Genomic DNA, 23,099 nt, shown 5'->3' with positions numbered 1-23,099 from the left:
ATTCTGTTGTTGCGGGCATGTCGCCGGCGTCACAGAATCGGTCGTAAATCACAGCAGCACTCTCTTAGCGATAAAAGGGACAACAGCCATGATGCATGCGGATTTGATTGACCAGGACGATCTGGCAGGCCACCTGCGCGCGCGCGGGTTCGAGATTCCGGCCGGGGCTACTGCCGAGCAGGCGTGCGAAGCGGTGGTGCGTGGGCTGACCGAGCCCAATGCACGGGCGCTGAAGGGGATGGTGGAGCAGATGTATACCGGTAGTGCGACGATCCTGCCGGCGGTGCGCCAGGCCATCGACAAACAGCTGTTGCCAGCGTTGGCGCAGTTCAACAAGCGCGGCTGAAGTTTCCTGCACCGGCCTCTTCGCGGGCTTGCCCGCTCCCACCGGGATTGCACAGATTTCAAACACTGTGCACCTCCTGTGGGAGCGGGCAAGCCCGCGAAGAGGCCGGCTCCGTTTCAGAGCCTTACGCTGGCAAAGGTCGACTCGTTGCGCGCCTGGCTCAGGGCCGCCATCGGCCCGCTGTGCGGCGACAGGGTCATGGCCTGCGGAATCGGCATCATCGCCACCTGCTGTGCGGTGTTGGAGCCCACGCGCTCGTCACGCGGCGGAATGCCGAAATATTCGCGGTAGCACTTGGAGAAGTGCGGGGTAGACACGAAGCCGCACACCGACGCCACTTCGATGATCGACATCGGCGTCTGCTTCAGCAGCTGCCGGGCGCGGATCAGGCGCAGCTTCAGGTAGTAACGCGACGGCGAACAGTGTAGGTACTTCTGGAACAGGCGCTCGAGCTGCCGGCGCGATACCGACACGTATACCGCCAGTTCATCCAGGTCGATCGGCTCTTCGAGGTTGGCCTCCATCAGCGCGACGATTTCCTGCAGCTTCGGCTGGTTGGTGCCAAGCATGTGCTTGAGCGGCACGCGCTGGTGATCCTGCTCGTTGCGTATGCGCTCGTAGACGAACATTTCGGAAATCGCAGCCGACAGTTCACGGCCGTGGTCGCGGCTGATCAGGTGCAACATCATGTCCAGCGGCGCAGTGCCGCCGGAGCTGGTGAAGCGGTTACGGTCGAGGGTGAACAGGCGGGTGCTCATGTTGACCCGCGGGTAGGCCTCCTGCATGGCCGCCAGGCATTCCCAGTGCACGCTGCAATCGAAACCATCCAGCAGCCCGGCACAGGCCAAGGCCCAGCTACCGGTACATACCGCGCCCAGACGGCGCGACTGACGGGCCTGGGTTTGCAACCAGGTGACATGCTCGCGGGTAACGCTGCGCTGGATGCCCACGCCGCCACAGACAATCACGGTATCGATGGGGGGCGCACTGTGCATGGCGGCGTCAGGGGTTATCTGCAAGCCATCGCTGGCCCACACCTGTCCCCCATCGGCGGTGAGGGTGTGCCAGCGGTACAGCTCGCGGCCGGAAAGCTGGTTGGCCATGCGCAGCGGCTCGACGGCCGATGCCAGGGAAATGAGGGTGAAATTGTCCAGTAGGAGAAACCCGATGGACTGGGGGGCTGTGCGGTTCTGGGTTGGGTTCCCGGAGGTGTACGACGTCATCGCGATTTCTCCTCACACAAATGCAGGGTGTGCCTCAGGCGAGCACTGATTTCTTGTTATGTATGGCCCCGGTTCATGTGCAGGGGCCTTGGTGCCAATCTCAACGCAAACGCCGTGCCTGAAATTGAACGGCTATCCAAAAAAACCTGAAAACGACGCCTTTGTCAGGCAAATCAGGTGCTTTGATCGAGTTGGCCAATCTTCGTGGAACTGGCGTGCTAGGCGCTGTGCGTGTAACGGCTGAGCAATTTGGTGACATGCGCAGTGTAGGATGCCCAGAAACGACACTCATGAGTGTCACCGACAACGCCCACACTGATAACGACACCCGACGATCGGTATGCGCCGTACTGCACCATAAGGTGGCATTGGCTTGCGTACTGCACCTGTTTCAATCTCAAGGGCCCCTTCGCGGGCACGCCCGCTCCCACAGGGATTGCACAGTTCCTGTGGGAGCGGGCGTGCCCGCGAAGAGGCCCTTGAGGTCAGATCAAGCTATCAGCACTCGATTGCGCTGACCGCCAAACCACCGCGCGAGGTCTCTTTGTACTTGTCGTGCATGTCGGCCCCGGTATCGCGCATGGTGCGGATCACCTGGTCGAGGGAAATGAAGTGCTCGCCATCACCACGCAGGGCCATCTGCACCGCGTTGATGGCCTTTACCGCGGCAATCGCGTTGCGCTCGATGCACGGCACCTGCACCAACCCGCCGACCGGGTCACAGGTCAGGCCCAGGTTGTGCTCCAGGGCGATCTCGGCAGCGTTCTCCACCTGTGGCGGGGTCGCACCCAGCACTTCGGCAAGGCCCGCCGCGGCCATGGCGCAAGCCGAACCGACTTCACCCTGGCAACCCACTTCGGCACCGGAGATCGACGCGTTCTTCTTGCACAGGATGCCCACCGCGGCAGCACCGAGGAAGAAGTCGACCACGCTGGACTCGTCCACCGCATCGCTGAAGCGCATGTAGTAGTGCAACACCGCCGGGATGATGCCCGCCGCACCGTTGGTCGGCGCGGTAACCATGCGCCCGCCGGCGGCGTTTTCTTCGTTGACCGCCAGGGCGAACAGGTTGACCCACTCCATGGCGCTCATGGTCGAGCCGATCACGTTGGGCTTGCCGATTTCCTGCAGGCTGCGATGCAGCTTGGCGGCGCGGCGGCGCACGTTCAACCCGCCGGGCAGCGTGCCTTCGTACTTCAGGCCGTTGTTGACGCACTCCTGCATGGCTTCCCAGAGCTTGTGCAGGCCGGCGCGGATCTCTTCCTCGCTGCGCCAGACCTTCTCGTTGGCCATCATCAATTGCGACACGCTGAGGTCGTTTTGCTTGCACAGGCGCAGCAGTTCGGCGGCGCTGTTGAAGTCGTACGGCAGCACCGTCTGGTCGGCATCCAGCACGCCGCTGGCGGCCTGGGCGGCATCGACCACGAAGCCGCCACCCACCGAGTAGTAGGTGTCGCGGTGCAGCTCGCCCTGCTCGCCTTCGGCAATCAGGGTCATCGCGTTGGGGTGGTACGGCAGGTTCTCGTCCAGCAGCAGCATGTCGCGGGCCCAGACGAATTCGATGGGCAGGCGGCTGTCCAGCTGCAGGGTGTTGGTTTCGCGCAGGTCGGCGATACGCGGTGCGATCTGGGTCGGGTCGATGGCGTCAGGCCATTCACCCATCAGGCCCATGATGGTGGCATTGTCGGTGCCATGCCCCACACCCGTGGCCGACAGCGAGCCATACAGGCGCACTTCGATCCGCTTCACACGTTCCAGCTCGCCGCGTTCGCGCAGGCCCTGAACGAACAGGGCGCCAGCACGCATGGGGCCGACGGTGTGGGAGCTGGAGGGCCCGACACCGATCTTGAACAGGTCGAACACGCTGATGGCCATTGTCGAATCACCTCTTGCTGGGCTTGTCTCTGCGCGCCATGCGCAGGGCGGGGCAGCTGCTAGGCTGAAGCAGCGGGCCGCCTTGAATGCACGCATCATCGGGCTTTTACCAACCCCCTCGCCGTCTGCAACCGACGTACTTTTGTCCAGCAGCGCCGCGCTGTTTTTTACCGGGGAGCTACCCTCGCCACGCCGCTTTCCGGCGGCCTGGTGACGTAAAAATGCGGCTGAGGGGGTGGAAAAATCCATAAGCGACATCGCCCATACTGGATACGACCCGTTCCGTACTGGTTACGACCCCACCAGTAGGCGATTGCCCAGCGCTGGAGGATTATCGAAAGCGACTCGTAAAGCACGGCCACGCATCCTGCCCTCTGCAGGCCTGGTCGACCGGACCCTGAGAAAGCCCGGCGACCCACGCGAACCCGAAGACAAAATCACAGGAGTCCATCCATGAAAGGTTCACCCTCGCTGTTGCTGGTTGCGTTGCTGTCCGCGCCTTTGCTGGCCCAGGCCGCCGAACCCGAGCAATGCCAGACGGTACGGTTCTCGGATGTCGGCTGGACCGACATCACGGTAACCACCGCGACCACCAGCGTTGTGCTCGAAGCACTGGGTTACAAGACCCACACCACCATGATCTCGGTACCGGTGACCTACAAGTCGCTGGCCACCGGAAAGGACCTGGACGTGTTTCTCGGCAACTGGATGCCGACCATGGAGAACGACATCAAGCAGTACCGCGACGCCGGTACTGTAGAAACAGTGCGCGCCAACCTGGAAAACGCCAAGTACACCCTGGCAGTGCCCCAGGCGCTGTATGACAAGGGCCTGAAGGATTTCAGCGACATTCCCAAGTTCAAGAAAGAACTCGACAGCAAGATCTACGGCATCGAGCCCGGCAACGATGGCAACCGCACCATCCAGAGCATGATCGACAAGAACGCCTTCGGCCTGAAGGACGCCGGCTTCAAGATCGTCCAGTCCAGCGAGGCCGGCATGCTGTCGCAGGTCGACCGCGCGCAGAAACGCGGCGATGCGCTGGTGTTCCTCGGCTGGGAACCGCACCCGATGAACACCCGCTTCAAGATGCAGTACCTGACCGGCGGGGACGAGTTCTTCGGCCCCGACTTCGGCAAGGCGACCGTATTGACCAACACCCGCAAGGGTTATGTGCAGGAATGCAGCAACGTTGGCCAGCTGTTGAAGAACCTGTCGTTCGAGCTCAAGGATGAAAGCACCATGATGGGCTATGTCCTGGACGACAAGATGAAACCCGAGGCGGCGGCCAAGAAGTGGCTCAAGGACAACCCTGGCAAACTGGATGCCTGGCTGGCCGGCGTAACCACCGTGGATGGCAAACCCGGCCTTGAGGCGGCCAAGGCCAAGCTGACGCAATAACGAAATACGCAATAGCGCTACCTCGGGGCAGGCCCGTGCCTGCCCCGGGTTGATTTCAATCTATGCAGGTGGAAGCTCGCTATCATGCTTATCGATCAGAAAATACCCCTGGGCCAGTACATCGCGTCGTTCGTCGAGTGGCTGACCCAGAACGGCGCGAATTACTTCGATGCCATCGCGCAAGGCCTGGAGTTCATGATCCATGGCGTAACCAGTGCCCTGACTTTCTTCAATCCGTTCGTGCTCATCGCTCTGTTCGCCGCCTTGGCGCATTTTATCCAGCGCAAGTGGGCGCTGACCGCATTCGTTGCTCTTTCGTTCCTGCTGATCCTCAACCTGGGTTACTGGCAGGAAACCATGGAAACCCTGGCGCAGGTCACCTTCGCCACAGTGGTTTGCGTGGCCATCGGCGTGCCACTGGGCATCGTCGCCGCGCACAAACCGATGTTCTATACCGCCATGCGCCCGGTACTCGACCTGATGCAGACGGTACCTACCTTCGTCTACCTGATCCCCACCCTGACCCTGTTCGGCCTGGGTGTGGTGCCGGGGCTGATCTCGACGGTGGTGTTCGCCATCGCCGCGCCGATCCGTCTCACCTATCTGGGCATCTGCGACGTCCCGCAGGAGCTGATGGACGCCGGCAAGGCCTTTGGCTGCTCGCGGCGCCAGCTGCTCACCCGTATCGAACTGCCGCACGCGATGCCAAGCATCGCCGCCGGCGTTACCCAGTGCATCATGCTGTCGCTGTCGATGGTGGTGATTGCCGCCCTGGTCGGCGCTGACGGCCTGGGCAAACCTGTGGTCAACGCACTGAACACCGCCGATATTTCCCTGGGCTTCGAAGCGGGCCTGGCGATCGTGCTGCTGGCGATCATGCTCGACCGTATCTGCAAGCAACCGGACCTGCCGGTAAGGGGTGAAGCATGAGCATCATTCGTTTCGAAGACGTCGACGTCATCTTCTCCAACAAGCCGCGCGAAGCGCTGGCCCTGCTCGACCAAGGCCAGACCCGCGAGCAGATCCTCAAGCAGACCGGCCTGGTGGTGGGTGTCGAAAAAGCCAACCTGGATATCCAGAAGGGCGAGATCTGCGTGCTGATGGGCCTGTCCGGTTCTGGCAAGTCGAGTTTGCTGCGCTGCATCAACGGCCTGAACACCGTCAGCCGCGGCAAGCTGTTCGTCGAGCACGAAGGCAAGCACATCGACATTGCCCACTGCACCCCCGCCGAGCTGAAGATGATGCGCACCAAGCGCATTGCCATGGTGTTCCAGAAGTTCGCCCTGATGCCCTGGCTGACGGTGCGCGAAAACATCAGCTTTGGCCTGGAAATGCAGGGCCGCCCCGAGAAGGAACGGCGCAAGCTGGTCGACGAGAAGCTCGAGCTGGTGGGCCTGACCCAGTGGCGCAACAAGAAGCCGGACGAACTGTCTGGCGGCATGCAGCAGCGCGTGGGCCTGGCCCGGGCGCTGGCGATGGATGCCGACATCCTGCTGATGGACGAACCGTTCTCGGCACTAGACCCGCTGATCCGCCAGGGCCTGCAAGACGAGTTGCTGGGCCTGCAGGCCAAGCTGAGCAAGACCATCGTGTTCGTCAGCCACGACCTGGACGAGGCGCTGAAACTGGGTAGCCGCATCGCCATCATGAAGGACGGGCGGATCATCCAGTACAGCAAGCCGGAAGAGATCGTGCTCAACCCGGCCGACGAGTATGTGCGTACCTTTGTTGCCCATACCAACCCACTGAACGTGCTGTGCGGGCGCAGCCTGATGCGCAGCCTGGACAACTGCAAGCGGGTGAACGGTTCGGTGTGCCTGGACCCCGGCATCGACTCGTGGCTGGACCTTGGCGAAGGCGGCTCGATCAAGCGCGCACGCCAGGGGCAGAACGGGCTTGACCTGCAAAACTGGGCACCAGGGCAGGATGTGGAGCTGCTGGGCCGCCGCCCAACGTTGGTCAATGCTGATATCGGCATGCGCGAGGCGCTGCAGATTCGTTATCAGACCGGCAACAAGCTGGTGTTGCAGGATAACGACAAGGTGGTGGGGATTCTTGGGGATACCGAGCTGTATCACGCATTGCTCGGCAAGAACCACGGTTGATGCCATTGGGGCCGCGTTGCGGCCCATCGCCGGCAAGCCAGCTCCCACATTGGCAGCGCAGGCCCTGAGCCTTGTGCGGTCCCTGTGGGAGCTGGCTTGCCGGCGATGGGCTGCAAAGCAGCCCCAATTAATCGATCAGCGAACGACGATCCCGCGCGAAGCCATGTAGGCCTTGGCTTCCGGCACCGTGTACTCACCAAAGTGGAAGATACTGGCCGCCAGCACCGCACTGGCATGCCCTTCCAGAATGCCGTCAGCCAGGTGCTGCAGGTTACCCACCCCGCCCGAGGCAATCACCGGAATACCCAGCGCATCACTGATCGCACGGGTAACACCCAGGTCGAAGCCGTTCTTCATGCCGTCCTGATCCATGCTGGTCAGCAGGATCTCGCCGGCTCCCAGGCCTTCCATCTTCTTCGCCCATTCAACGGCATCCAGCCCGGTAGGCTTGCGCCCGCCGTGGGTAAAAATCTCCCAGCGCGGCTGCTCACCCGGCCCGGAAACCTTCTTGGCGTCGATGGCGACAACGATGCACTGCGAACCGAAACGGTCCGCGGCCTCGCCGACAAACTCCGGGTTGAACACCGCGGCCGTGTTGATCGAGACCTTGTCGGCACCAGCATTGAGCAGGTTGCGGATGTCCTGCACGGTGCGCACGCCACCGCCCACGGTCAGCGGGATGAACACCTGGCTGGCCATGCGCTCGACGGTATGCAGCGTGGTGTCGCGGCCATCGACGCTGGCGGTGATGTCGAGGAAGGTGATTTCGTCGGCACCTTGCTCGTCGTAGCGACGGGCGATTTCCACCGGGTCGCCGGCATCACGGATGTTCTCGAACTTGACGCCCTTGACCACCCGGCCGTTGTCCACGTCCAGGCAAGGGATGATGCGCTTGGCCAGTGCCATGGTTCAGTCCTCAGCCTTGGTAGTTGTCGCAGAAGGCCTGGGCCTCGGCGACATCGAGGGTGCCTTCGTAGATGGCACGGCCGGTGATGGCGCCGATGATGCCCGGGGCCTTGGCGTCCAGCAGGGCCTTGATGTCGCCCAGGTTGTGGATGCCGCCCGAGGCGATCACCGGGATCGAGGTAGCTTCTGCCAATGCCTTGGTGAAAGGCACGTTGCAGCCCTGCATCATGCCGTCCTTGGCGATGTCGGTGTAGACGATCGCCGAGACGCCATCGGCCTCGAAACGCTTGGCCAGGTCGATGACCTGCACCGAGCTCACTTCAGCCCAGCCGTCGGTGGCGACGAAGCCATCCTTGGCGTCCAGGCCAACGATGACCTTGCCCGGGAAGGCCTTGCACGCTTCGGCGACGAACTCCGGCTGCTTGACCGCCTTGGTGCCGATGATCACGTAGCTGACGCCAGCCTTGACGTAGTGCTCGATGGTTTCCAGCGAGCGGATGCCACCGCCGATCTGGATCGGCAGGGTCGGGTAGCGCTTGGCAATGGCGGTGACCACTTCACCGTTGACCGGCTGGCCTTCGAAGGCGCCGTTGAGGTCGACCAGGTGCAGGCGGCGGCAGCCACCCTCGACCCACTTGGCGGCCATGCTCACCGGGTCGTCGGAAAATACCGTGGAGTCTTCCATGCGGCCCTGGCGCAGGCGCACGCAGGCACCGTCCTTCAGATCGATAGCGGGGATAATCAGCATCTTGGGAACCTGTCTGTTCTTGGGTTTTCAGGGCTTCTCGAGCGCCCACAGATCGCTTTCGATGCTCTCGAACCGCTCCTTGAGGTGCAGCTGAACATCGGCAATCGCCCTGTTGTAGTAAAGGGGTGCTATTTCTTTGCTGAACAGCTCGAGGACTTCGGCCACTTCGAACGACCCCAGCTCCAGCTCGAAACGGTCTTCGAGGAAGCGCTTGAGCGTGTGCAGCGCTTCGCGCTCCTGCTCGGGGGCCAGGGTGATGACCGGGGCCTTGGTCTTCGACCTGCTCATTTACCAGCGCCCGTCCCAGGCCACGAAGTTCTGCAGCAGCTGCAGGCCATGGGTATGGCTCTTCTCCGGGTGGAACTGCACGGCAAAGCGCGAGCCATCGGCCAGCGCAGCGGCGAAATCGACACCGTAATGGCCGCGGCCGACCACCTGGGCCGGCTTGCCGGCATTGATGTAGTAGCTGTGCACGAAGTAGAACCGCGCGCGGTCGGGGATGTCGTGCCACAGCGGGTGGTCGTTGGTCTGGCCAACTTCGTTCCAGCCCATGTGCGGCACCTTCAGGTGCTCGCCGTCTTCTTGCAGGTCTTTGCCGAAGAAGCGCACCTGGCCGGGGAACATGCCGATGCAGTCGACACCGTCGTTTTCTTCGCTGTGGTCGAGCAGTGCCTGCATACCCACGCAAATGCCGAGGAACGGGCGGTCCTGGCTGACTTCGCGCACCAGGCTGTCGAAGCCCAGGCGGCGGATTTCGGCCATGCAGTCGCGAATCGCGCCCACGCCCGGGAATACCACGCGGTCGGCTTCGCGGATGACCGTGGCATCGCTGGTGACCAGCACCTTACCGGCCCCTACATGCTCGAGCGCCTTGGCCACCGAGTGCAGGTTGCCCATGCCATAGTCGATTACGGCTACCGTCTGCATTTACAGGCACCCTTTGGTGGAAGGCATCTGCCCGGCCATGCGCTCGTCGAGGGTGATGGCCATGCGCAGGGCGCGGCCGAAAGCCTTGAACACGGTCTCGATCTGGTGGTGGGTGTTGTGGCCCCGCAGGTTGTCGATGTGCAGGGTCACCAGGGCGTGGTTGACGAAGCCCTGGAAGAACTCCTGGAACAGGTCGACGTCGAAGCCACCTACGCTGGCGCGGGTGTATGGCACGTGCATCTGCAGGCCCGGGCGACCGGAGAAGTCGATGACCACGCGCGACAGCGCTTCGTCCAGCGGCACATAGGCGTGGCCGTAGCGGAAGATGCCCTTCTTGTCACCGATGGCCTGGGCGAATGCCATGCCCAGGGTGATGCCGACGTCTTCGACGGTATGGTGATCGTCGATATGCGTGTCACCCTTGCACTCGATATCCAGATCGATCAGCCCATGGCGGGCAATCTGGTCCAGCATGTGTTCAAGGAAAGGCACACCGATATCGAATCGGGCCTTGCCACTGCCATCGAGGTTGATCGAGCACTTGACCTGGGTTTCCAGGGTATTGCGCTCGACGGAAGCCTTACGTTCGACCATCACCAGCTCCGCAAAATCATTAGGCGAAAAGGGCTTCATTATAGGCCTAGAACGCGCCGGCTTGAAACGCGGATGACATATGGCAGAACGAGGAATTACGCAGGCTGGATACCGTTACAGGTCTATACAACCGGGTGGCCTGGGGCTGCTTTGCAGCCCTATCGCCGGCAAGCCAGCTCCCACAGGGACCTCACAATCTTCCAGGCCTGTGGCGTACCTGTGGGAGCTGGCTCGCCGGCGATAGGGCCGGTACAGCCAGCAAAGTCAGCCGGTTTTACCACTGATCAATGGAACAGCACAGCCGTCTTCTGCAGGGTAATCCAAACGCCCCAGGCCAACGGCACGACCACCACCGCCCAGGCCAGCAACACCAGCGGCAGGCTACCCGGCGCCGCTTTCCACTCCAGCGAGCGCGCCCCGTCGGCGCCCTTGTCATGGCTCAACGCCCGCTCGGCAGCCAGTTCGGCATCGCTCATGAAATGCTTGTCGGCCACCGGCCGCACCAGCATGTTGCAGACAAAGCCCAGCACCAGCAGGCCGGCGAGGATGTAGAGGGTCATGTCATAAGCAGCCGCACGCTCCACCCCGGCCGCCAACTGGTACTCGCGCAGGTAGGTGATAAGCACCGGTCCCAGCACCCCAGCCGCCGCCCAGGCGGTCAGCAGGCGGCCATGAATGGCGCCGACCATCTGCGTGCCGAACAGGTCGGCCAGGTAGGCCGGTACCGTGGCAAAGCCACCACCGTACATCGACAGAATGATGCAGAAAGCCGCCACGAACAGCGCCACGTTACCCAGGTGCCCCATGTTCGGCACCAGGCTGTACAAGCCCACGCCCAGGGCAAAGAAGGCGAAATAGGTGTTCTTGCGGCCAATGTAGTCCGAGAACGACGCCCAGAAGAACCGCCCGCCGATGTTGAACAGGCTCAGCAGGCCGGTGAAGCCGGCGGCAATCGCGGCAATCTGCGCCAACTGGGCGCTGTTCAGCTCGCTGAAGCTCAGCCCGTTGCCCAGCAGCTTGCCGGCGAACACTTCCTGCAGCAACGGCGAAGCCATGCCGAGGATGCCGATACCCGCCGACACGTTCAGGCACAGCACCAACCAGATCAAGGCGAACTGCGGGGTCTTCCAGGCCACACTGACGTGCACATGGCGGTCGGTGACCATGGTGTTGCCAGCTTTCTTCACCGGGGCGCTCCAGCCTTCTGGCTTCCAGCCGGTCGGCGGTACGCGATACGCCAGGGCACCGGCGGTCATGAACACGAAGTAGATCGCCGCCATGACGACGAAACTCTGCCACACGCCCACTTCCTGCGCATTGCCGAAATGGCCCATCAGCGCGGTGGCCAGCGGTGCACCGACCATGGCCCCGCCACCGAAACCCATGATCGCCATGCCGGTGGCCATGCCGCGCTTGTCCGGGAACCACTTGATCAGGGTCGACACCGGCGAGATGTAGCCCAGGCCCAGGCCGATACCGCCGATTACGCCGGAACCCAGCCACATCAGCCACAGCTGATGGGTTTTCACGCCAATCGCTGAAATCAGCATGCCGCCGCACCAGCACAGCGCCGACACCAGGCCGGCCTTGCGCGGGCCGGCGTGTTCCAGCCAGCCACCCAGCACGGCCGCCGAGCAACCGAGGAAGACGAAGAACAGGGTGTAGATCCAGCTCAACATGGAAATCGGCCAATCGCATTCGGCGCTGAACATACGGGCCATGAAGCCCATGTCCGCTGCGCAGGCAACCGGGGCGGTGATGCCGAGGGCTTGCGACAGCGGCAGCCAGAACACCGAGAAGCCATAGGCCATGCCGATGCACAGGTGGATGGCCAGGGCGGCTGGCGGGACCAGCCAGCGGTTGAAGCCCGGACGGGCGATGATGCGCTCCTTCGACAGGAAGCCTGGCGCACTGGCCAAGGTCCCCGCCGCGACGGTACTGCTCATGGATCAGATCCTTCTTATAGGTAGGGTGCAGGCAAAGCGGCGCAAGGGTAGCAGCATCAAGTAGCGTGAAAGCAATCTGATATCGTTAATTTTTGCTCGGCTGAAACGGTCATGTTGCCTATACCGGCCCTATCGCCGGCAAGNNCGGCGATAGGGCCAGTACAGGCCACACATTCGGAACTGACAAAATCATGGCTGTCGAAAGCCGTACCATCTGCTGTACGCGTAGGAAATGCCCTGTATCTCTAGTCGAATACGCAGGGGCAACCACTGCGGCGCTATACTCTGGCGCTTGAATTTCAAAAACGGACTACAAGGACTCGCCCATGAAAGCGTTCGGCAAAATCCTGGGACTAGGGCTTCTCGGGTTGCTGCTGATCATCGTGGCGCTGGGCTTCGCCCTGACCCACCTCTTCGATCCCAACGACTACAAAGACGAGATTCGCCAGCTGGCACGTGACAAGGCTCACGTCGAGCTGACCCTCAACGGTGACATTGGCTGGAGCCTGTTCCCGTGGCTGGGCCTGGAGTTGCACGAAGCGAGCATTGCCACCTTGAACAAACCCAAGGAGCCGTTCGCCGACCTGCAGATGCTCGGGCTTTCTGTACGTGTGCTGCCACTGCTGCGCCGCGAAGTGCAGATGAGCGACGTACGCGTCGAGGGCCTGAACCTGACCCTGGCCCGTGACGAACAGGGCCATGGCAACTGGGAAGACATCGGCAAGCCGCTGCCCGCGCAGAACGGCGCCAGCGCCGATGCGCAGGCCAGTGCTCCGGCCCAGGCACCGACCGAACAGGCGTCAGCACCGGTCGCCAGCAACGAACGCGCCGTCAAGCTGGACATCGACAGCCTGACCGTGAACAACGCCCGCGTGCAGTACACCGATGCCAAGACCGGCCAGAGCTACAGCGCCGAAAGCATCCAGCTGAGCACCGGCCCGGTCCACGAAGGGGCGAACATTCCGCTCAAGGCCAGCGCCTTCCTCAGTGCCAGCCAGCCGAACATCAAGGCCCGCACCGAGCTGGCCGGCGAGCTGCGCTTCGACCGCAAGCTCAAGCGCTACAACTTCGAAGACATGCGCCTGTCGGGCGAAACCTCGGGTGAGCCCACCGGCGGCAAGACCGTGACCTTCGCCGCCCAAGGCCAGTTGCTGGTCGACCTGGCCGCCAATGTCGCCTCGTGGAACGGCCTGAAAGTCTCGGCCAACCAGCTGCGCGCCCTGGGCGAGCTGAACCTGCGTGACCTGGACAAGGCGCCACAGCTGAGCGGCGGCCTGTCCATCGCCCAGTTCGACCTGCGCACCTTCCTCGACAGCATCGGCCGCCCGCTGCCGGCCACCAACGACCCGGCGGCCTTCGCCAAGCTGGAACTGGTCACCCGCCTGCAGGGCACGCCGAACAGCTTGGCCCTGGAAGACCTGGCGGTGAAGCTGGACGACAGCACCTTCAGTGGCCGCGTGGCCGTCGAAGACTTCGCCAAACAGGCACTGCGCCTGCAGCTCAAGGGCGACACCTTCAACGCCGACCGCTACCTGCCGGCCAAGAGTGAAGAGGCCAAGGGCGCCACCGCCGCGCGCCAGGCCGAGGTCAAGCAACAGGAAGCCACCGCGGTCGCCGGCCCTGGCACCACGCCGCTCCCCAACGCCCCGACCCAGGTCGCCTGGAGCGACGACAAGCTGCTGCCGGTCGACCGCCTGCGCGCCCTCGACCTGCAGGCCGACCTGGCCTTCGGCTCGCTGACCCTGGACAAACTGCCGATCGAAGAGGCCCAGCTCAAGGCCGTCGGCCAGGGCGGCCTGCTGACCCTGCAAACCCTGCGCGGTGAACTGTACAACGGCACCTTCGAGGCCAAGGGCACCGTCGACGTGCGCCCTGCCGTGCCGCAACTGGGCGTCAACACCAGCATCCAGCGGGTGCCGGTGGAACACTTCATCAAGACCGAGGGCAAGGAACAGACGCCACCGGTCAAAGGCCTGCTGACCCTGACCAGCGACCTGACCGCCACCGGCAACAGCCAGAAGGCCCTGGTCGACACCCTCAACGGCAACGCCAACTTCGTCATCAACGACGGCGTGCTGGTCAATGCCAACCTGGAACAGCAGCTGTGCAAGGCCATCGCCACGCTGAACCGCAAATCGCTCACCGGCGAGCCTCGCGGCAAGGACACCCCGTTCCAGGAACTGCGTGGCAGCCTGGTAGTACGCAATGGCGTCGCCAACAACCCGGACCTCAAGGCACGCATTCCGGGCCTGACCGTCAATGGCCATGGTGACCTCGACCTGCGTGTACTGGGCATGGACTACAACGTTGGCGTGGTCGTCGAAGGCGACCAGCGCGCCATGCCGGACCCGGCCTGCCAGGTCAACGAACGCTATGTGGGTGTCGAAATACCGCTGCGCTGCCGCGGCCCGCTGGAGCTGGGCGCCAAAGCCTGCCGCCTGGACCAGGACGGCCTGGGCAAGGTTGCCGCCAAGGTGGCCGGCAACCGCCTGCAAGACAAGATCGATGAAAAACTCGGAGACAAAGTGAGCCCGGAATTGAAAGACGCGCTCAAGGGGCTGTTCAAGCGATGAGCCCCGAGCAGTTCTCCAGCGCAGTGCTGGATTGGTATGACGAACACGGCCGGCACGACCTGCCCTGGCAACAGGGCATCAACCCGTACCGGGTGTGGGTGTCGGAAATCATGTTGCAGCAGACCCAGGTCAGCACCGTGCTCAACTACTTCGACCGCTTCATGCAGGCCCTGCCGACCGTGCAGGCCCTGGCCGAGGCGCCGGAGGACGAGGTGCTGCACCTGTGGACGGGCCTGGGCTACTACACCCGGGCACGCAACCTGCAAAAGGCCGCGAAGATCGTGGTCGAACAGCATGGCGGCGAATTCCCGCGCAGTGTCGAGCAGCTCACCGAGCTGCCCGGCATCGGCCGCTCCACCGCCGGCGCGATCGCCAGTATCAGCATGGGCATCCGCGCACCGATCCTCGACGGCAACGTCAAGCGCGTGCTGGCCCGCTACACCGCCCAGGCCGGCTACCCCGGCGAACCCAAGGTAGCCAACCAGCTGTGGGCCACGGCCGAACGCTTTACCCCGCAGCAGCGAGCCAACCACTACACCCAGGCGATGATGGACATGGGCGCCACGTTGTGCACCCGCAGCAAGCCCAGTTGCCTGATCTGCCCGCTGCAGCGCGGCTGCGAAGCGCACCTGCACGGTGAAGAAACCCGCTACCCCGAGCCCAAGCCGCGCAAGGCACTGCCGCAACGCCGCACACTGATGCCACTGCTGGCCAACCACGAAGGCGCCATCCTGCTTTACCGCCGCCCGTCCAGCGGCCTGTGGGGTGGTTTGTGGAGCCTGCCGGAGCTGGACGACATCGCCCAACTCGACGATCTGGCCTACCAGCACGGCCTGCGCCTGGCTGACAGCCGCGCCATGGACGGCCTGACCCATACCTTCAGCCACTTCCAGCTGGCGATCGAGCCCTGGCTGGTGCGCGTCGACCCGGTCGGCCAGCACGTGGCCGAGGCCGACTGGCTCTGGTATAACCTCGCCACCCCGCCGCGCCTGGGCCTCGCCGCCCCGGTGAAAAAGCTGCTCAAACGCGCGGCCGACGAACTGACTGCAGGAGACGCCCGATGACCCGCACCGTGATGTGCCGCAAGTACAAAGAAGAACTGCCAGGCCTGGAGCGCCCGCCCTACCCCGGCGCCAAGGGCCAGGACATCTTCGAACACATCTCGCAGAAAGCCTGGGCCGACTGGCAGAAGCACCAGACCATGCTGATCAACGAAAAGCGCCTGAACATGATGAACGCCGAGGACCGCAAATTCCTCCAGGGCGAGATGGACAAGTTTTTCGCCGGCGAAGAATACGCCCAGGCGGAAGGCTACGTTCCACCTTCGGAATGACCCCACGGAACGTAAGCGACGGAATTAATTTAAAATTTTTTCAAAAAGTCGTTGACGAGCGGTCTGAAAGTCTATTTAATTCACCTCGTCGCCCAGATAGCTCAGTCGGTAGAGCAGAGGATTGAAAATCCTCGTGTCGGCGGTTCGACTCCGTCTCTGGGCACCACCTTCAAGCTTCTGGTGGTTGCAAAGTTACCCGAAGCGACAACAAGAAACCCGCCTAGTGCGGGTTTTTTGTTGTCTGTGAATTTTCATAATCCAACAGCTTCAATCCTCAAATCCCCTCACGTCTCATTGATAGACATCAAATAGCTATCACTCGCTCACCTTCACAATCGAAGACGGACATCCGACTCGACCCGCAAGGACCTCCATGAGCGAAGAATCCCCCCTCCTGCTCCCCGCCCCCAGCGAGCCCGCCATCACCTCTGCCCGCACGCGTCGCCCACGCCAGCGCAAGCCGGAGCCGACGATCACCAGCATCAGCCAGCAACCTGCTGCACTGGAAGTCGCCACCGCCCCCAAGGGCAGCAACGAAGACAGCACCTCGGCCCACCTGCCGGCCAGCTACCCCTACCGCACCCGCATGCGTCGCCAGGACTACGAAAAGGCCAAGCACGCGCTGCAGATCGAGTTGCTGAAGGTACAGAGCTGGGTGAAGGAAACCGGCCAGCGCGTGGTGATCCTGTTCGAAGGGCGCGATGCCGCAGGCAAGGGCGGCACCATCAAGCGGTTCATGGAGCACCTCAACCCTCGTGGTGCGCGCATCGTTGCCCTGGAAAAGCCTTCCGAGCAGGAAAAAGGCCAGTGGTACTTCCAGCGCTACATCCAGCATCTGCCCACGGCAGGTGAAATGGTGTTCTTCGACCGCTCCTGGTACAACCGCGCCGGCGTCGAAAAGGTGATGGACTTCTGCACGCCGCTGCAATATCTGGAATTCATGCGCCAGGCGCCGGAGCTGGAGCGGATGTTGTGCAACAGCGGCATCCTGCTGTTCAAGTACTGGTTCTCGGTGAACCGCGAAGAACAGCTGCGCCGCTTCATCTCGCGCCGGGACGACCCGCTCAAGCACTGGAAGCTGTCGCCCATCGACATCAAGTCGCTGGACAAGTGGGAAGACTACACAGCAGCCAAGGAGGCGATGTTCTTCCATACCGATACCGCCGATGCGCCGTGGACGGTGATCAAGTCCGATGACAAGAAGCGTGCGCGGATCAATTGCATCCGGCACTTTCTGCATTCTCTGGATTATCCGGGGAAGAACCACAGTGTGGCGCATGCGCCGGATGAGTTGTTGGTCGGTCGGGCGTCGCGAGGTTTCGAGGAAGATGAGGCAGAGCCGCAGGCCAGTTGAATCGGCGTGCCTGCTGCGCTTCAATACGCGCAATTTCCGCCCCACCAAGGATTCACCCCATGGCCACCCCCACCAAGCAACAGAAACGCGCCAAGCGCGCCGCCAGCAAGGCCAAGCAGAACCGCATGGTACGCAGCGGCCAGGCAGTCAAGGCCAGCGCAGGCGACAGCGCCAGCATCGAGCAGGTATACAACAAGGCCATGGAATCGGGCAGCTACGACCCGCTGTTCAAGAAAATGAAGGAAGCCCAGGAAGGCGGCCTGGTGCCGATGATTTCGGTGTTCCTGGTAGACCCGCTGCTGGCCCTGGTGCTCAAGGGGCACAAGGAAGAACACGCCACCGACTACATCGTGCTGGTGTTCAATGCCTACCGCAAATGGCTGGACGGGGCCGACGAAGAGGCCACCATGGCCTGGCTGGAGAGCGATGAGTTCCAGGCAGCCTATGTGGCGGCTTCGGAGCTGGTTGCCAAGCAGCAACAGCAGCAGAAGCAGTTTGGCTGACAGGGCTGGATAACCTGCCCGGGCCCTATCGCCGGCAAGCCGGCTCCCACATGAACACCACAGGCCCGAAGGTAATGCCGTCCCTGTGGGAGCGGGCAAGCCCGCGAAAGGGCCGGAACAGGCAACAAAAAAGGCCGCGCCCTTCACAGGACGCGGCCTTTTCATTTCAGCCAGCGCGGATCAGTTATCCAGCGCCACCCGCCCGGCAGCTTCACGCTTGCGGTGCACCAGCAAGCCAGCCGCCACCACGCCAATGCTCAGCAATGCGGTCGCGATGATTTCGGCGCGGTGGTCCTCACGCAGCGCCATTACCACCAGAATGGCAATGATGAAGGCAATGGTCGCCCAGGTCAGGCCCGGGAACAGCCACATCTTGAAGGTGATCTTCTCGCCGCGGGCCTCACGCTGGGCGCGCATGCGCAGCTGCGATACGGCAATCACCAGGTACACCAGCAGCGCAATGGCACCAGAGCTGGCCAGCAGGAACTCGAACACCTGGGCCGGGGCCACGAAGTTGGCGAACACACAGAGGAAGGCCGCTGCAGTGGACAGCAGAACCGCCACATGCGGGGTAGCCGACTTGGTGGTGCGCTGGGCAATGGCCGGGGCGTCACCACGCTTGCTCAGCGAGAACAGCATGCGCGACGAGGTGTACAGCGCCGAGTTCAGGCAGCTGGTCACGGCGATCAGCACGACGATGTCGACGATCAGCTTGGCATTCGGCACGCCGATGCGGCTCAGCACGGTCTGGTAGGAACCGGTCTCGGCCAGGGCCGGGTCGTTCCACGGTACCAGGGCCACGACCAGGAATATCGACACCAGGTAGAACAGGCAGATACGCCAGATCACCGAGTTGGTGGCGCGGCTGATCTGCTTGCCTGGGTCCTTCGACTCGGCAGCGGCAATGGTAACGATTTCGGTACCCATGAACGAGAACATGGTGGTCAGCATGGCTGCCAGCACCGCGCCCAGGCCGTTAGGCATGAAGCCCTGGGTGTCGAACAGGTGGCTGGCACCGCTTACCTGGCTGCTCGGCACAAAGCCGAACATGGCAGCACAACCCACGGCGATGAAGCCGATGATCGCCAGCACCTTGAGCAGGGCGAACCAGAACTCGAACTCGCCGTAGTTCTTCACGCTGCACAGGTTGGTCAGGGTGAGCGCCAGGGTGATCACCAGGGAGAACGCCCACAGGTCGACCGCAGGGAACCAGGCATGCAGGATGGCCGCGGCGGCGTTGGCCTCCAGCGGAATTACCAGCACCCAGAACCACCAGTACAGCCAGCCAATGGTGAAACCGGCCCAGCGCCCGATGGCGCGGTCGGCATAGGTAGAGAACGAACCGGTGTCAGGCGAGGCGACAGCCATTTCACCCAACATGCGCATCACCAGCACGACCAGCGTACCAGCGGCAGCGTAAGCCAGCAGCACGGCTGGGCCGGCAGCAGCGATGGCGTGGCCGGAGCCAACGAACAGGCCGGCACCGATGACGCCAGCGATGGACAGCATGGTCACATGCCGTTGTTTGAGCCCCTGAGCGAGGTCATTGGAATTGTTACCGCTCATTAAAACTACCTTTGTAAGGAGTGGACCACTCCGACTGCGGTTACGGAGCGCGCCTGGGGTTGACCTGGGCGTCGCTGCAATCGGCGGTTTCCTACTGGCAATAAGCGCGCCATGTGCTGAATGCATTCGTCAGAAAAGTCGGCAGGCCTTTTAGCATGCGGTTTGGAGGGCTTTCGGCCAATGGCTGACCGAAAGGCCACCAAATCATCGGATTACTGAAATACCCACTTACAAACGCACCAAAGGTGCTCCCCGGTAACACCTTTGCACCACTGCAATGCAAAAAAGTGCAACCTACAGGTACAACCTGAAGACCCGACCGCCCCGTTCGCGGGCATGCCCGCTCCCACATGTCAGGTGCAACCATTTGAGCTTTTTAAAGAACCTGTGGGAGCGGGCGTACCCGCGAAAGGTCTAAAACCGCTTCCATGAGCGGGCCAAAGCTGGCACCATCGCGCCTTTTTTCATCAAGGCTCTGGTGCTGGGCGACACCTTCGCGGACATCCGCGCGACGTTGCGCTGCAACGATGCGACAAACCGCCCCACCAGCGCCCCGAGTCCCCAGCGACCCTGTTGGCCGTGATAATGCCGCTATGCTAGCTTGGCGCACGCCAGGAAGGCCGCCAACAGCTGGGAACGCACCCGTACACATGAGGACCGCACATGGCTCAGGCCACGCCCGCGCTGGAAATCCGCAATCTGCACAAACGCTACGGCGAGCAGGAAATTCTCAAGGGCATTTCGCTGACCGCACGCGACGGTGACGTGATCTCCATCCTGGGGTCGTCCGGCTCCGGCAAGTCCACCCTGCTGCGCTGCATCAACCTGCTCGAAAACCCGCACCAGGGCGAAATCCTGGTCGCCGGTGAAGCCCTCAAGCTCAAGGCCGCCAAGAACGGCGACCTGGTCGCCGCCGACAACCGCCAGATCAACCGCCTGCGCAGCGAGATCGGTTTCGTCTTCCAGAACTTCAACCTGTGGCCGCACATGTCGATCCTCGACAACATCATCGAGGCGCCGCGCCGCGTGCTCGGCCAGAGCAAGGCCGAGGCCATCGAAGCCGCCGAAGCCCTGCTGAACAAGGTGGGCATCTACGACAAGCGCCACAGCTACCCCGCCCAGCTTTCCGGTGGCCAGCAACAGCGCGCCGCCATTGCCCGTACCCTGGCCATGAAGCCCAAGGTCATCCTGTTCGACGAGCCAACTTCGGCGCTCGACCCGGAAATGGTCCAGGAAGTGCTAAACGTTATCCGCGCATTGGCCGAAGAAGGCCGTACCATGCTGCTGGTGACGCACGAGATGAGCTTTGCCCGCCATGTGTCCAGTGAAGTCGTCTTCCTGCACCAGGGCCTGGTCGAAGAGCAGGGATCGCCGCAGCAGGTCTTCGAGAACCCGACCTCGGCGCGTTGCAAGCAATTCATGTCCAGCCACCGCTAACGGAGCAATACATGCACACTTACAAGAAGTTCCTCCTGGCAGCTGCTGCCACGCTGGTGATGTCGGCCAACGCCCTGGCCGCAGAAAAACTGCGCATGGGTATCGAAGCCGCCTACCCACCGTTCAACAACAAGGATGCCAGCGGTAACGTGGTCGGCTTCGACAAAGACATCGGCGACGCCCTGTGCGCCAAGATGAAAGTCGAATGCTCGGTCGTCACCTCCGACTGGGACGGCATCATCCCGGCCCTGAACGCCAAGAAGTTCGACTTCCTGGTGTCGTCGCTGTCGATCACCGACGAGCGCAAGCAGGCCGTGGACTTCACCGAGCCGTACTACTCCAACAAGCTGCAGTTCATCGCGCCGAAAAACGTCGACTTCAAGACCGACAAGGCCTCGCTCAAGGGCAAGGTGATCGGCACCCAGCGCGCCACCCTGGCTGGCACCTGGCTGGAGGATAACTACGGTGACGACGTAGAGATCAAGCTGTACGACACCCAGGAAAACGCCTACCTCGACCTGGTTTCCGGCCGCATCGACGGCATCCTGGCCGACAAGTACGTGCAGTACGAGTGGCTGAAGAGCAAAGACGGCTCGAACTTCGAGTTCAAGGGCGAGCCGGTGATGGACAGCGACAAGATCGGCATTGCCGTGCGCAAGGGTGACACCAAGCTGCGCGACGACCTGAACAAGGCCCTGGCAGAAATCAAGGCCGACGGCACGTACAAGAAGATCAACGACAAGTACTTCCCGTTCAGCATCGAATGATCCGCCCCGACCGGCGCGCCCTTGCGGCGCGCCAGTCCCTAGAATGACCTGCCCATGAATATCGACCTGCACGGATTCGGTCCGGCCATGATGGCCGGCACCCTGATGACCGTAAAACTGGCGCTTTGCGCCTTGCTGCTGGGCCTGGTCCTGGGCCTGCTCGGCGCCCTGGCCAAGACTTCCCCGATCAAGCCGCTGCAATGGCTTGGTGGCTTCTATTCGACCCTGGTTCGCGGCGTGCCCGAACTGCTGTGGGTACTGCTTATCTATTTCGGCACCGTCGGTTTGATGAACGCCCTCGGTGAAGCCCTGAACATGCCGGGCCTGGAGCTCAGCGCCTTCGCTGCGGGTGTGATCGCCCTGGGCCTGTGCTTCGGCGCCTACGCCACCGAAGTGTTCCGTGGCGCCATCCTGGCGATCCCCAAGGGCCACCGTGAAGCCGGCCTGGCGCTTGGCCTGTCCAAAGGCCGCATCCTGTCGCGGATCATCCTGCCGCAGATGTGGCGCATCGCCCTGCCCGGCCTTGGCAACCTGTTCATGATCCTGATGAAGGACACCGCCCTGGTGTCGGTGATCGGCCTGGAAGAAATCATGCGCCACGCACAAATCGGCGTGACCGTGACCAAAGAGCCGTTCACCTTCTACATGGTTGCGGCCTGCATCTACCTGAGCCTGACCATCATTGCCATGACCGGCATGCACTTCATGGAAAAACGCGCCGCTCGCGGCTTTGCGAGGGCCGAATAATGAATTGGGAAGTCATCATCAAATGGCTGCCACGCCTGGCCCAGGGTGCGACCCTGACCCTGGAGCTGGTGGCCATCGCGGTGGTTGCCGGGTTGATCCTGGCCATCCCGCTGGGCATCGCCCGCTCCTCGCGCCACTGGTATGTGCGCGCGGTGCCGTTCAGCTACATCTTCTTCTTCCGTGGCACGCCGCTGCTGGTGCAGCTGTTCCTGGTCTACTACGGCCTGGCGCAGTTCGACGCGGTGCGTTCGAGTTCGCTGTGGCCGTACCTGCGCGACCCGTTCTGGTGCACCGTGCTGACCATGACCCTGCACACTGCTGCCTACATCGCCGAGATCCTGCGCGGCGCGCTGCAGTCGATCCCCAAGGGTGAGATCGAGGCGGCGCGGGCGCTGGGCATGTCGCGGGGCAAGACGCTGTTCTACATCATGCTGCCACGCGCCGCGCGCATCGGCCTGCCGGCGTACAGCAACGAAGTGATCCTGATGCTCAAGGCCAGTGCCCTGGCCAGTACCGTGACCCTGCTGGAACTGACCGGCATGGCCCGTACCATCATCGCCCGCACCTACCTGCCGGTAGAGATCTTCTTTGCCGCCGGGGTGTTCTACCTGGTGATCTCGTTCGTGCTGGTGCAGGGCTTCAAGCTGCTGGAGCGCTGGTTGCGCGTGGATGCGTGCCAGGGCCGCTGAGACCTCGCTGACTGCTTCGCGGGCACGCCCGCTCCCACAGGTGTAGCGCCAACCTCGAA

22 protein-coding genes and 1 tRNA gene are annotated in these 23,099 nt (G+C 62.6%); 14 read left to right on the top strand and 9 right to left on the bottom strand.

Going from position 1 to position 23,099, the window contains the following annotated elements; translation table 11 throughout:
- Positions 1-88 precede the first annotated feature (88 nt).
- On the top strand, positions 89-346 hold the full coding sequence (locus B2790_RS23395; protein ID WP_003257487.1) for a hypothetical protein: 258 nt from the start codon (positions 89-91) through the stop codon (positions 344-346).
- Positions 347-462: 116 nt separating this feature from the next.
- On the opposite strand, the gene B2790_RS23390 is transcribed toward B2790_RS23395, so the two are convergent.
- Together B2790_RS23390 and B2790_RS23385 are read right to left on the bottom strand one after the other, a co-directional pair.
- On the bottom strand, positions 463-1,569 hold the full coding sequence (locus tag B2790_RS23390) for a GlxA family transcriptional regulator (RefSeq protein WP_025337376.1): 1,107 nt from the start codon (positions 1,567-1,569) through the stop codon (positions 463-465).
- Positions 1,570-2,067: 498 nt separating this feature from the next.
- Positions 2,068-3,444, bottom strand: coding sequence for an L-serine ammonia-lyase (locus B2790_RS23385; RefSeq protein ID WP_025337375.1), 1,377 nt, complete (start codon positions 3,442-3,444; stop codon positions 2,068-2,070).
- Positions 3,445-3,897: 453 nt separating this feature from the next.
- On the opposite strand from B2790_RS23385, the gene choX reads away from it, so the two are divergent.
- The 3 genes from choX (at position 3,898) to choV (ending at position 6,950) form a co-directional block, all read left to right on the top strand.
- A complete protein-coding gene (gene choX, locus B2790_RS23380; protein ID WP_085591296.1) occupies positions 3,898-4,845 on the top strand; it encodes a choline ABC transporter substrate-binding protein in 948 nt (315 codons plus the stop codon).
- A gap of 81 nt (positions 4,846-4,926) precedes the next feature.
- Positions 4,927-5,775 (top strand): choline ABC transporter permease subunit, encoded by an 849-nt coding sequence (gene choW, locus B2790_RS23375; RefSeq protein ID WP_169774667.1) that lies wholly within the window; start codon positions 4,927-4,929, stop codon positions 5,773-5,775.
- The gene (choV, locus tag B2790_RS23370; protein ID WP_003257485.1) at positions 5,772-6,950 is read left to right on the top strand and encodes a choline ABC transporter ATP-binding protein; all 1,179 of its coding nucleotides are present in this window, start codon (positions 5,772-5,774) and stop codon (positions 6,948-6,950) included. The genes choW and choV overlap by 4 nt, the downstream gene beginning before the upstream one ends.
- 135 nt (positions 6,951-7,085) lie before the next feature.
- Here choV and hisF read toward each other — a convergent pair whose 3' ends face one another.
- The 6 genes from hisF to B2790_RS23340 form a co-directional block, all read right to left on the bottom strand.
- Complete coding sequence (gene hisF, locus B2790_RS23365) at positions 7,086-7,856, bottom strand: imidazole glycerol phosphate synthase subunit HisF (protein WP_025337372.1); 771 nt, start codon at positions 7,854-7,856, stop codon at positions 7,086-7,088.
- A 10-nt stretch (positions 7,857-7,866) separates the two neighbouring features.
- Positions 7,867-8,604 (bottom strand): 1-(5-phosphoribosyl)-5-[(5-phosphoribosylamino)methylideneamino]imidazole-4-carboxamide isomerase, encoded by a 738-nt coding sequence (hisA, locus tag B2790_RS23360; RefSeq protein ID WP_003257484.1) that lies wholly within the window; start codon positions 8,602-8,604, stop codon positions 7,867-7,869.
- Positions 8,605-8,631: 27 nt separating this feature from the next.
- Positions 8,632-8,892: a DUF2164 domain-containing protein gene (locus tag B2790_RS23355; RefSeq protein WP_003257483.1), complete on the bottom strand. Its 261-nt coding sequence runs from the start codon at positions 8,890-8,892 to the stop codon at positions 8,632-8,634.
- Complete coding sequence (hisH, locus tag B2790_RS23350; protein WP_025337371.1) at positions 8,893-9,531, bottom strand: imidazole glycerol phosphate synthase subunit HisH; 639 nt, start codon at positions 9,529-9,531, stop codon at positions 8,893-8,895.
- Positions 9,532-10,125, bottom strand: a complete 594-nt coding sequence (gene hisB / locus B2790_RS23345) for an imidazoleglycerol-phosphate dehydratase HisB (protein WP_003255736.1) — start codon at positions 10,123-10,125, stop codon at positions 9,532-9,534.
- 284 nt (positions 10,126-10,409) lie between these two features.
- Positions 10,410-12,071, bottom strand: coding sequence for an OFA family MFS transporter (locus B2790_RS23340; RefSeq protein WP_015268635.1), 1,662 nt, complete (start codon positions 12,069-12,071; stop codon positions 10,410-10,412).
- A gap of 326 nt (positions 12,072-12,397) precedes the next feature.
- On the opposite strand from B2790_RS23340, the gene B2790_RS23335 reads away from it, so the two are divergent.
- The 6 genes from B2790_RS23335 (at position 12,398) to B2790_RS23310 (ending at position 17,834) form a co-directional block, all read left to right on the top strand.
- Complete coding sequence (locus B2790_RS23335; protein ID WP_286919876.1) at positions 12,398-14,644, top strand: AsmA family protein; 2,247 nt, start codon at positions 12,398-12,400, stop codon at positions 14,642-14,644.
- On the top strand, positions 14,641-15,708 hold the full coding sequence (gene mutY, locus B2790_RS23330; RefSeq protein ID WP_286919875.1) for an A/G-specific adenine glycosylase: 1,068 nt from the start codon (positions 14,641-14,643) through the stop codon (positions 15,706-15,708). Before B2790_RS23335 ends, mutY begins: the two co-directional genes overlap by 4 nt.
- The gene (locus tag B2790_RS23325) at positions 15,705-15,977 is read left to right on the top strand and encodes an oxidative damage protection protein (RefSeq protein WP_003257478.1); all 273 of its coding nucleotides are present in this window, start codon (positions 15,705-15,707) and stop codon (positions 15,975-15,977) included. The genes mutY and B2790_RS23325 overlap by 4 nt, the downstream gene beginning before the upstream one ends.
- Positions 15,978-16,067: 90 nt before the next feature.
- A tRNA-Phe gene (locus B2790_RS23320) sits at positions 16,068-16,143 on the top strand.
- Positions 16,144-16,350: 207 nt separating this feature from the next.
- Positions 16,351-17,331 carry a polyphosphate kinase 2 gene (gene ppk2, locus B2790_RS23315; protein ID WP_286919874.1) on the top strand — a complete coding sequence of 327 codons (981 nt, stop codon included), beginning with the start codon at positions 16,351-16,353 and terminating at the stop codon, positions 17,329-17,331.
- Positions 17,332-17,390: 59 nt separating this feature from the next.
- Positions 17,391-17,834 carry a hypothetical protein gene (locus B2790_RS23310; protein WP_013970488.1) on the top strand — a complete coding sequence of 148 codons (444 nt, stop codon included), beginning with the start codon at positions 17,391-17,393 and terminating at the stop codon, positions 17,832-17,834.
- A gap of 180 nt (positions 17,835-18,014) precedes the next feature.
- Here the strand turns inward: B2790_RS23310 and gabP are convergent, their stop codons facing one another.
- Positions 18,015-19,400 (bottom strand): GABA permease, encoded by a 1,386-nt coding sequence (gene gabP, locus B2790_RS23305; RefSeq protein ID WP_025337364.1) that lies wholly within the window; start codon positions 19,398-19,400, stop codon positions 18,015-18,017.
- A 663-nt stretch (positions 19,401-20,063) separates the two neighbouring features.
- On the opposite strand from gabP, the gene B2790_RS23300 reads away from it, so the two are divergent.
- From B2790_RS23300 to B2790_RS23285, 4 genes are read left to right on the top strand one after another with little or no spacing between them, the layout of a single operon-like run.
- Positions 20,064-20,837, top strand: coding sequence for an ABC transporter ATP-binding protein (locus B2790_RS23300; RefSeq protein ID WP_003257472.1), 774 nt, complete (start codon positions 20,064-20,066; stop codon positions 20,835-20,837).
- 11 nt (positions 20,838-20,848) lie between these two features.
- Positions 20,849-21,604 carry an ABC transporter substrate-binding protein gene (locus tag B2790_RS23295; RefSeq protein WP_075044342.1) on the top strand — a complete coding sequence of 252 codons (756 nt, stop codon included), beginning with the start codon at positions 20,849-20,851 and terminating at the stop codon, positions 21,602-21,604.
- A 54-nt stretch (positions 21,605-21,658) separates the two neighbouring features.
- Complete coding sequence (locus tag B2790_RS23290; protein WP_286919873.1) at positions 21,659-22,351, top strand: ABC transporter permease; 693 nt, start codon at positions 21,659-21,661, stop codon at positions 22,349-22,351.
- On the top strand, positions 22,351-23,040 hold the full coding sequence (locus tag B2790_RS23285; protein WP_015268628.1) for an ABC transporter permease: 690 nt from the start codon (positions 22,351-22,353) through the stop codon (positions 23,038-23,040). Before B2790_RS23290 ends, B2790_RS23285 begins: the two co-directional genes overlap by 1 nt.
- Positions 23,041-23,099: the final 59 nt, after the last annotated feature.

This window comes from Pseudomonas sp. UBA6753, assembly GCF_002453565.1.
GTDB lineage: Bacteria > Pseudomonadota > Gammaproteobacteria > Pseudomonadales > Pseudomonadaceae > Aquipseudomonas > Aquipseudomonas putida_Z.
The sequence above is the reverse complement of the archived record's forward strand: the minus strand, read 5'-3'. Positions and strand labels throughout refer to the sequence as shown.

What these genes read in the sequence shown, in the direction of transcription:
- B2790_RS23395 (WP_003257487.1), top strand. Translation starts at nt 89, where the DNA reads ATGATGCATGCGGATTTGATTGACCAGGACGATCTGGCAGGCCACCTG.
- B2790_RS23390 (WP_025337376.1), bottom strand. Translation starts at nt 1,569, where the DNA reads ATGACGTCGTACACCTCCGGGAACCCAACCCAGAACCGCACAGCCCCC.
- B2790_RS23385 (WP_025337375.1), bottom strand. Translation starts at nt 3,444, where the DNA reads ATGGCCATCAGCGTGTTCGACCTGTTCAAGATCGGTGTCGGGCCCTCC.
- choX (WP_085591296.1), top strand. Translation starts at nt 3,898, where the DNA reads ATGAAAGGTTCACCCTCGCTGTTGCTGGTTGCGTTGCTGTCCGCGCCT.
- choV (WP_003257485.1), top strand. Translation starts at nt 5,772, where the DNA reads ATGAGCATCATTCGTTTCGAAGACGTCGACGTCATCTTCTCCAACAAG.
- hisF (WP_025337372.1), bottom strand. Translation starts at nt 7,856, where the DNA reads ATGGCACTGGCCAAGCGCATCATCCCTTGCCTGGACGTGGACAACGGC.
- hisA (WP_003257484.1), bottom strand. Translation starts at nt 8,604, where the DNA reads ATGCTGATTATCCCCGCTATCGATCTGAAGGACGGTGCCTGCGTGCGC.
- B2790_RS23355 (WP_003257483.1), bottom strand. Translation starts at nt 8,892, where the DNA reads ATGAGCAGGTCGAAGACCAAGGCCCCGGTCATCACCCTGGCCCCCGAG.
- hisH (WP_025337371.1), bottom strand. Translation starts at nt 9,531, where the DNA reads ATGCAGACGGTAGCCGTAATCGACTATGGCATGGGCAACCTGCACTCG.
- hisB (WP_003255736.1), bottom strand. Translation starts at nt 10,125, where the DNA reads ATGGTCGAACGTAAGGCTTCCGTCGAGCGCAATACCCTGGAAACCCAG.
- B2790_RS23340 (WP_015268635.1), bottom strand. Translation starts at nt 12,071, where the DNA reads ATGAGCAGTACCGTCGCGGCGGGGACCTTGGCCAGTGCGCCAGGCTTC.
- B2790_RS23335 (WP_286919876.1), top strand. Translation starts at nt 12,398, where the DNA reads ATGAAAGCGTTCGGCAAAATCCTGGGACTAGGGCTTCTCGGGTTGCTG.
- mutY (WP_286919875.1), top strand. Translation starts at nt 14,641, where the DNA reads ATGAGCCCCGAGCAGTTCTCCAGCGCAGTGCTGGATTGGTATGACGAA.
- B2790_RS23325 (WP_003257478.1), top strand. Translation starts at nt 15,705, where the DNA reads ATGACCCGCACCGTGATGTGCCGCAAGTACAAAGAAGAACTGCCAGGC.
- ppk2 (WP_286919874.1), top strand. Translation starts at nt 16,351, where the DNA reads ATGAGCGAAGAATCCCCCCTCCTGCTCCCCGCCCCCAGCGAGCCCGCC.
- B2790_RS23310 (WP_013970488.1), top strand. Translation starts at nt 17,391, where the DNA reads ATGGCCACCCCCACCAAGCAACAGAAACGCGCCAAGCGCGCCGCCAGC.
- gabP (WP_025337364.1), bottom strand. Translation starts at nt 19,400, where the DNA reads ATGAGCGGTAACAATTCCAATGACCTCGCTCAGGGGCTCAAACAACGG.
- B2790_RS23300 (WP_003257472.1), top strand. Translation starts at nt 20,064, where the DNA reads ATGGCTCAGGCCACGCCCGCGCTGGAAATCCGCAATCTGCACAAACGC.
- B2790_RS23295 (WP_075044342.1), top strand. Translation starts at nt 20,849, where the DNA reads ATGCACACTTACAAGAAGTTCCTCCTGGCAGCTGCTGCCACGCTGGTG.
- B2790_RS23290 (WP_286919873.1), top strand. Translation starts at nt 21,659, where the DNA reads ATGAATATCGACCTGCACGGATTCGGTCCGGCCATGATGGCCGGCACC.
- B2790_RS23285 (WP_015268628.1), top strand. Translation starts at nt 22,351, where the DNA reads ATGAATTGGGAAGTCATCATCAAATGGCTGCCACGCCTGGCCCAGGGT.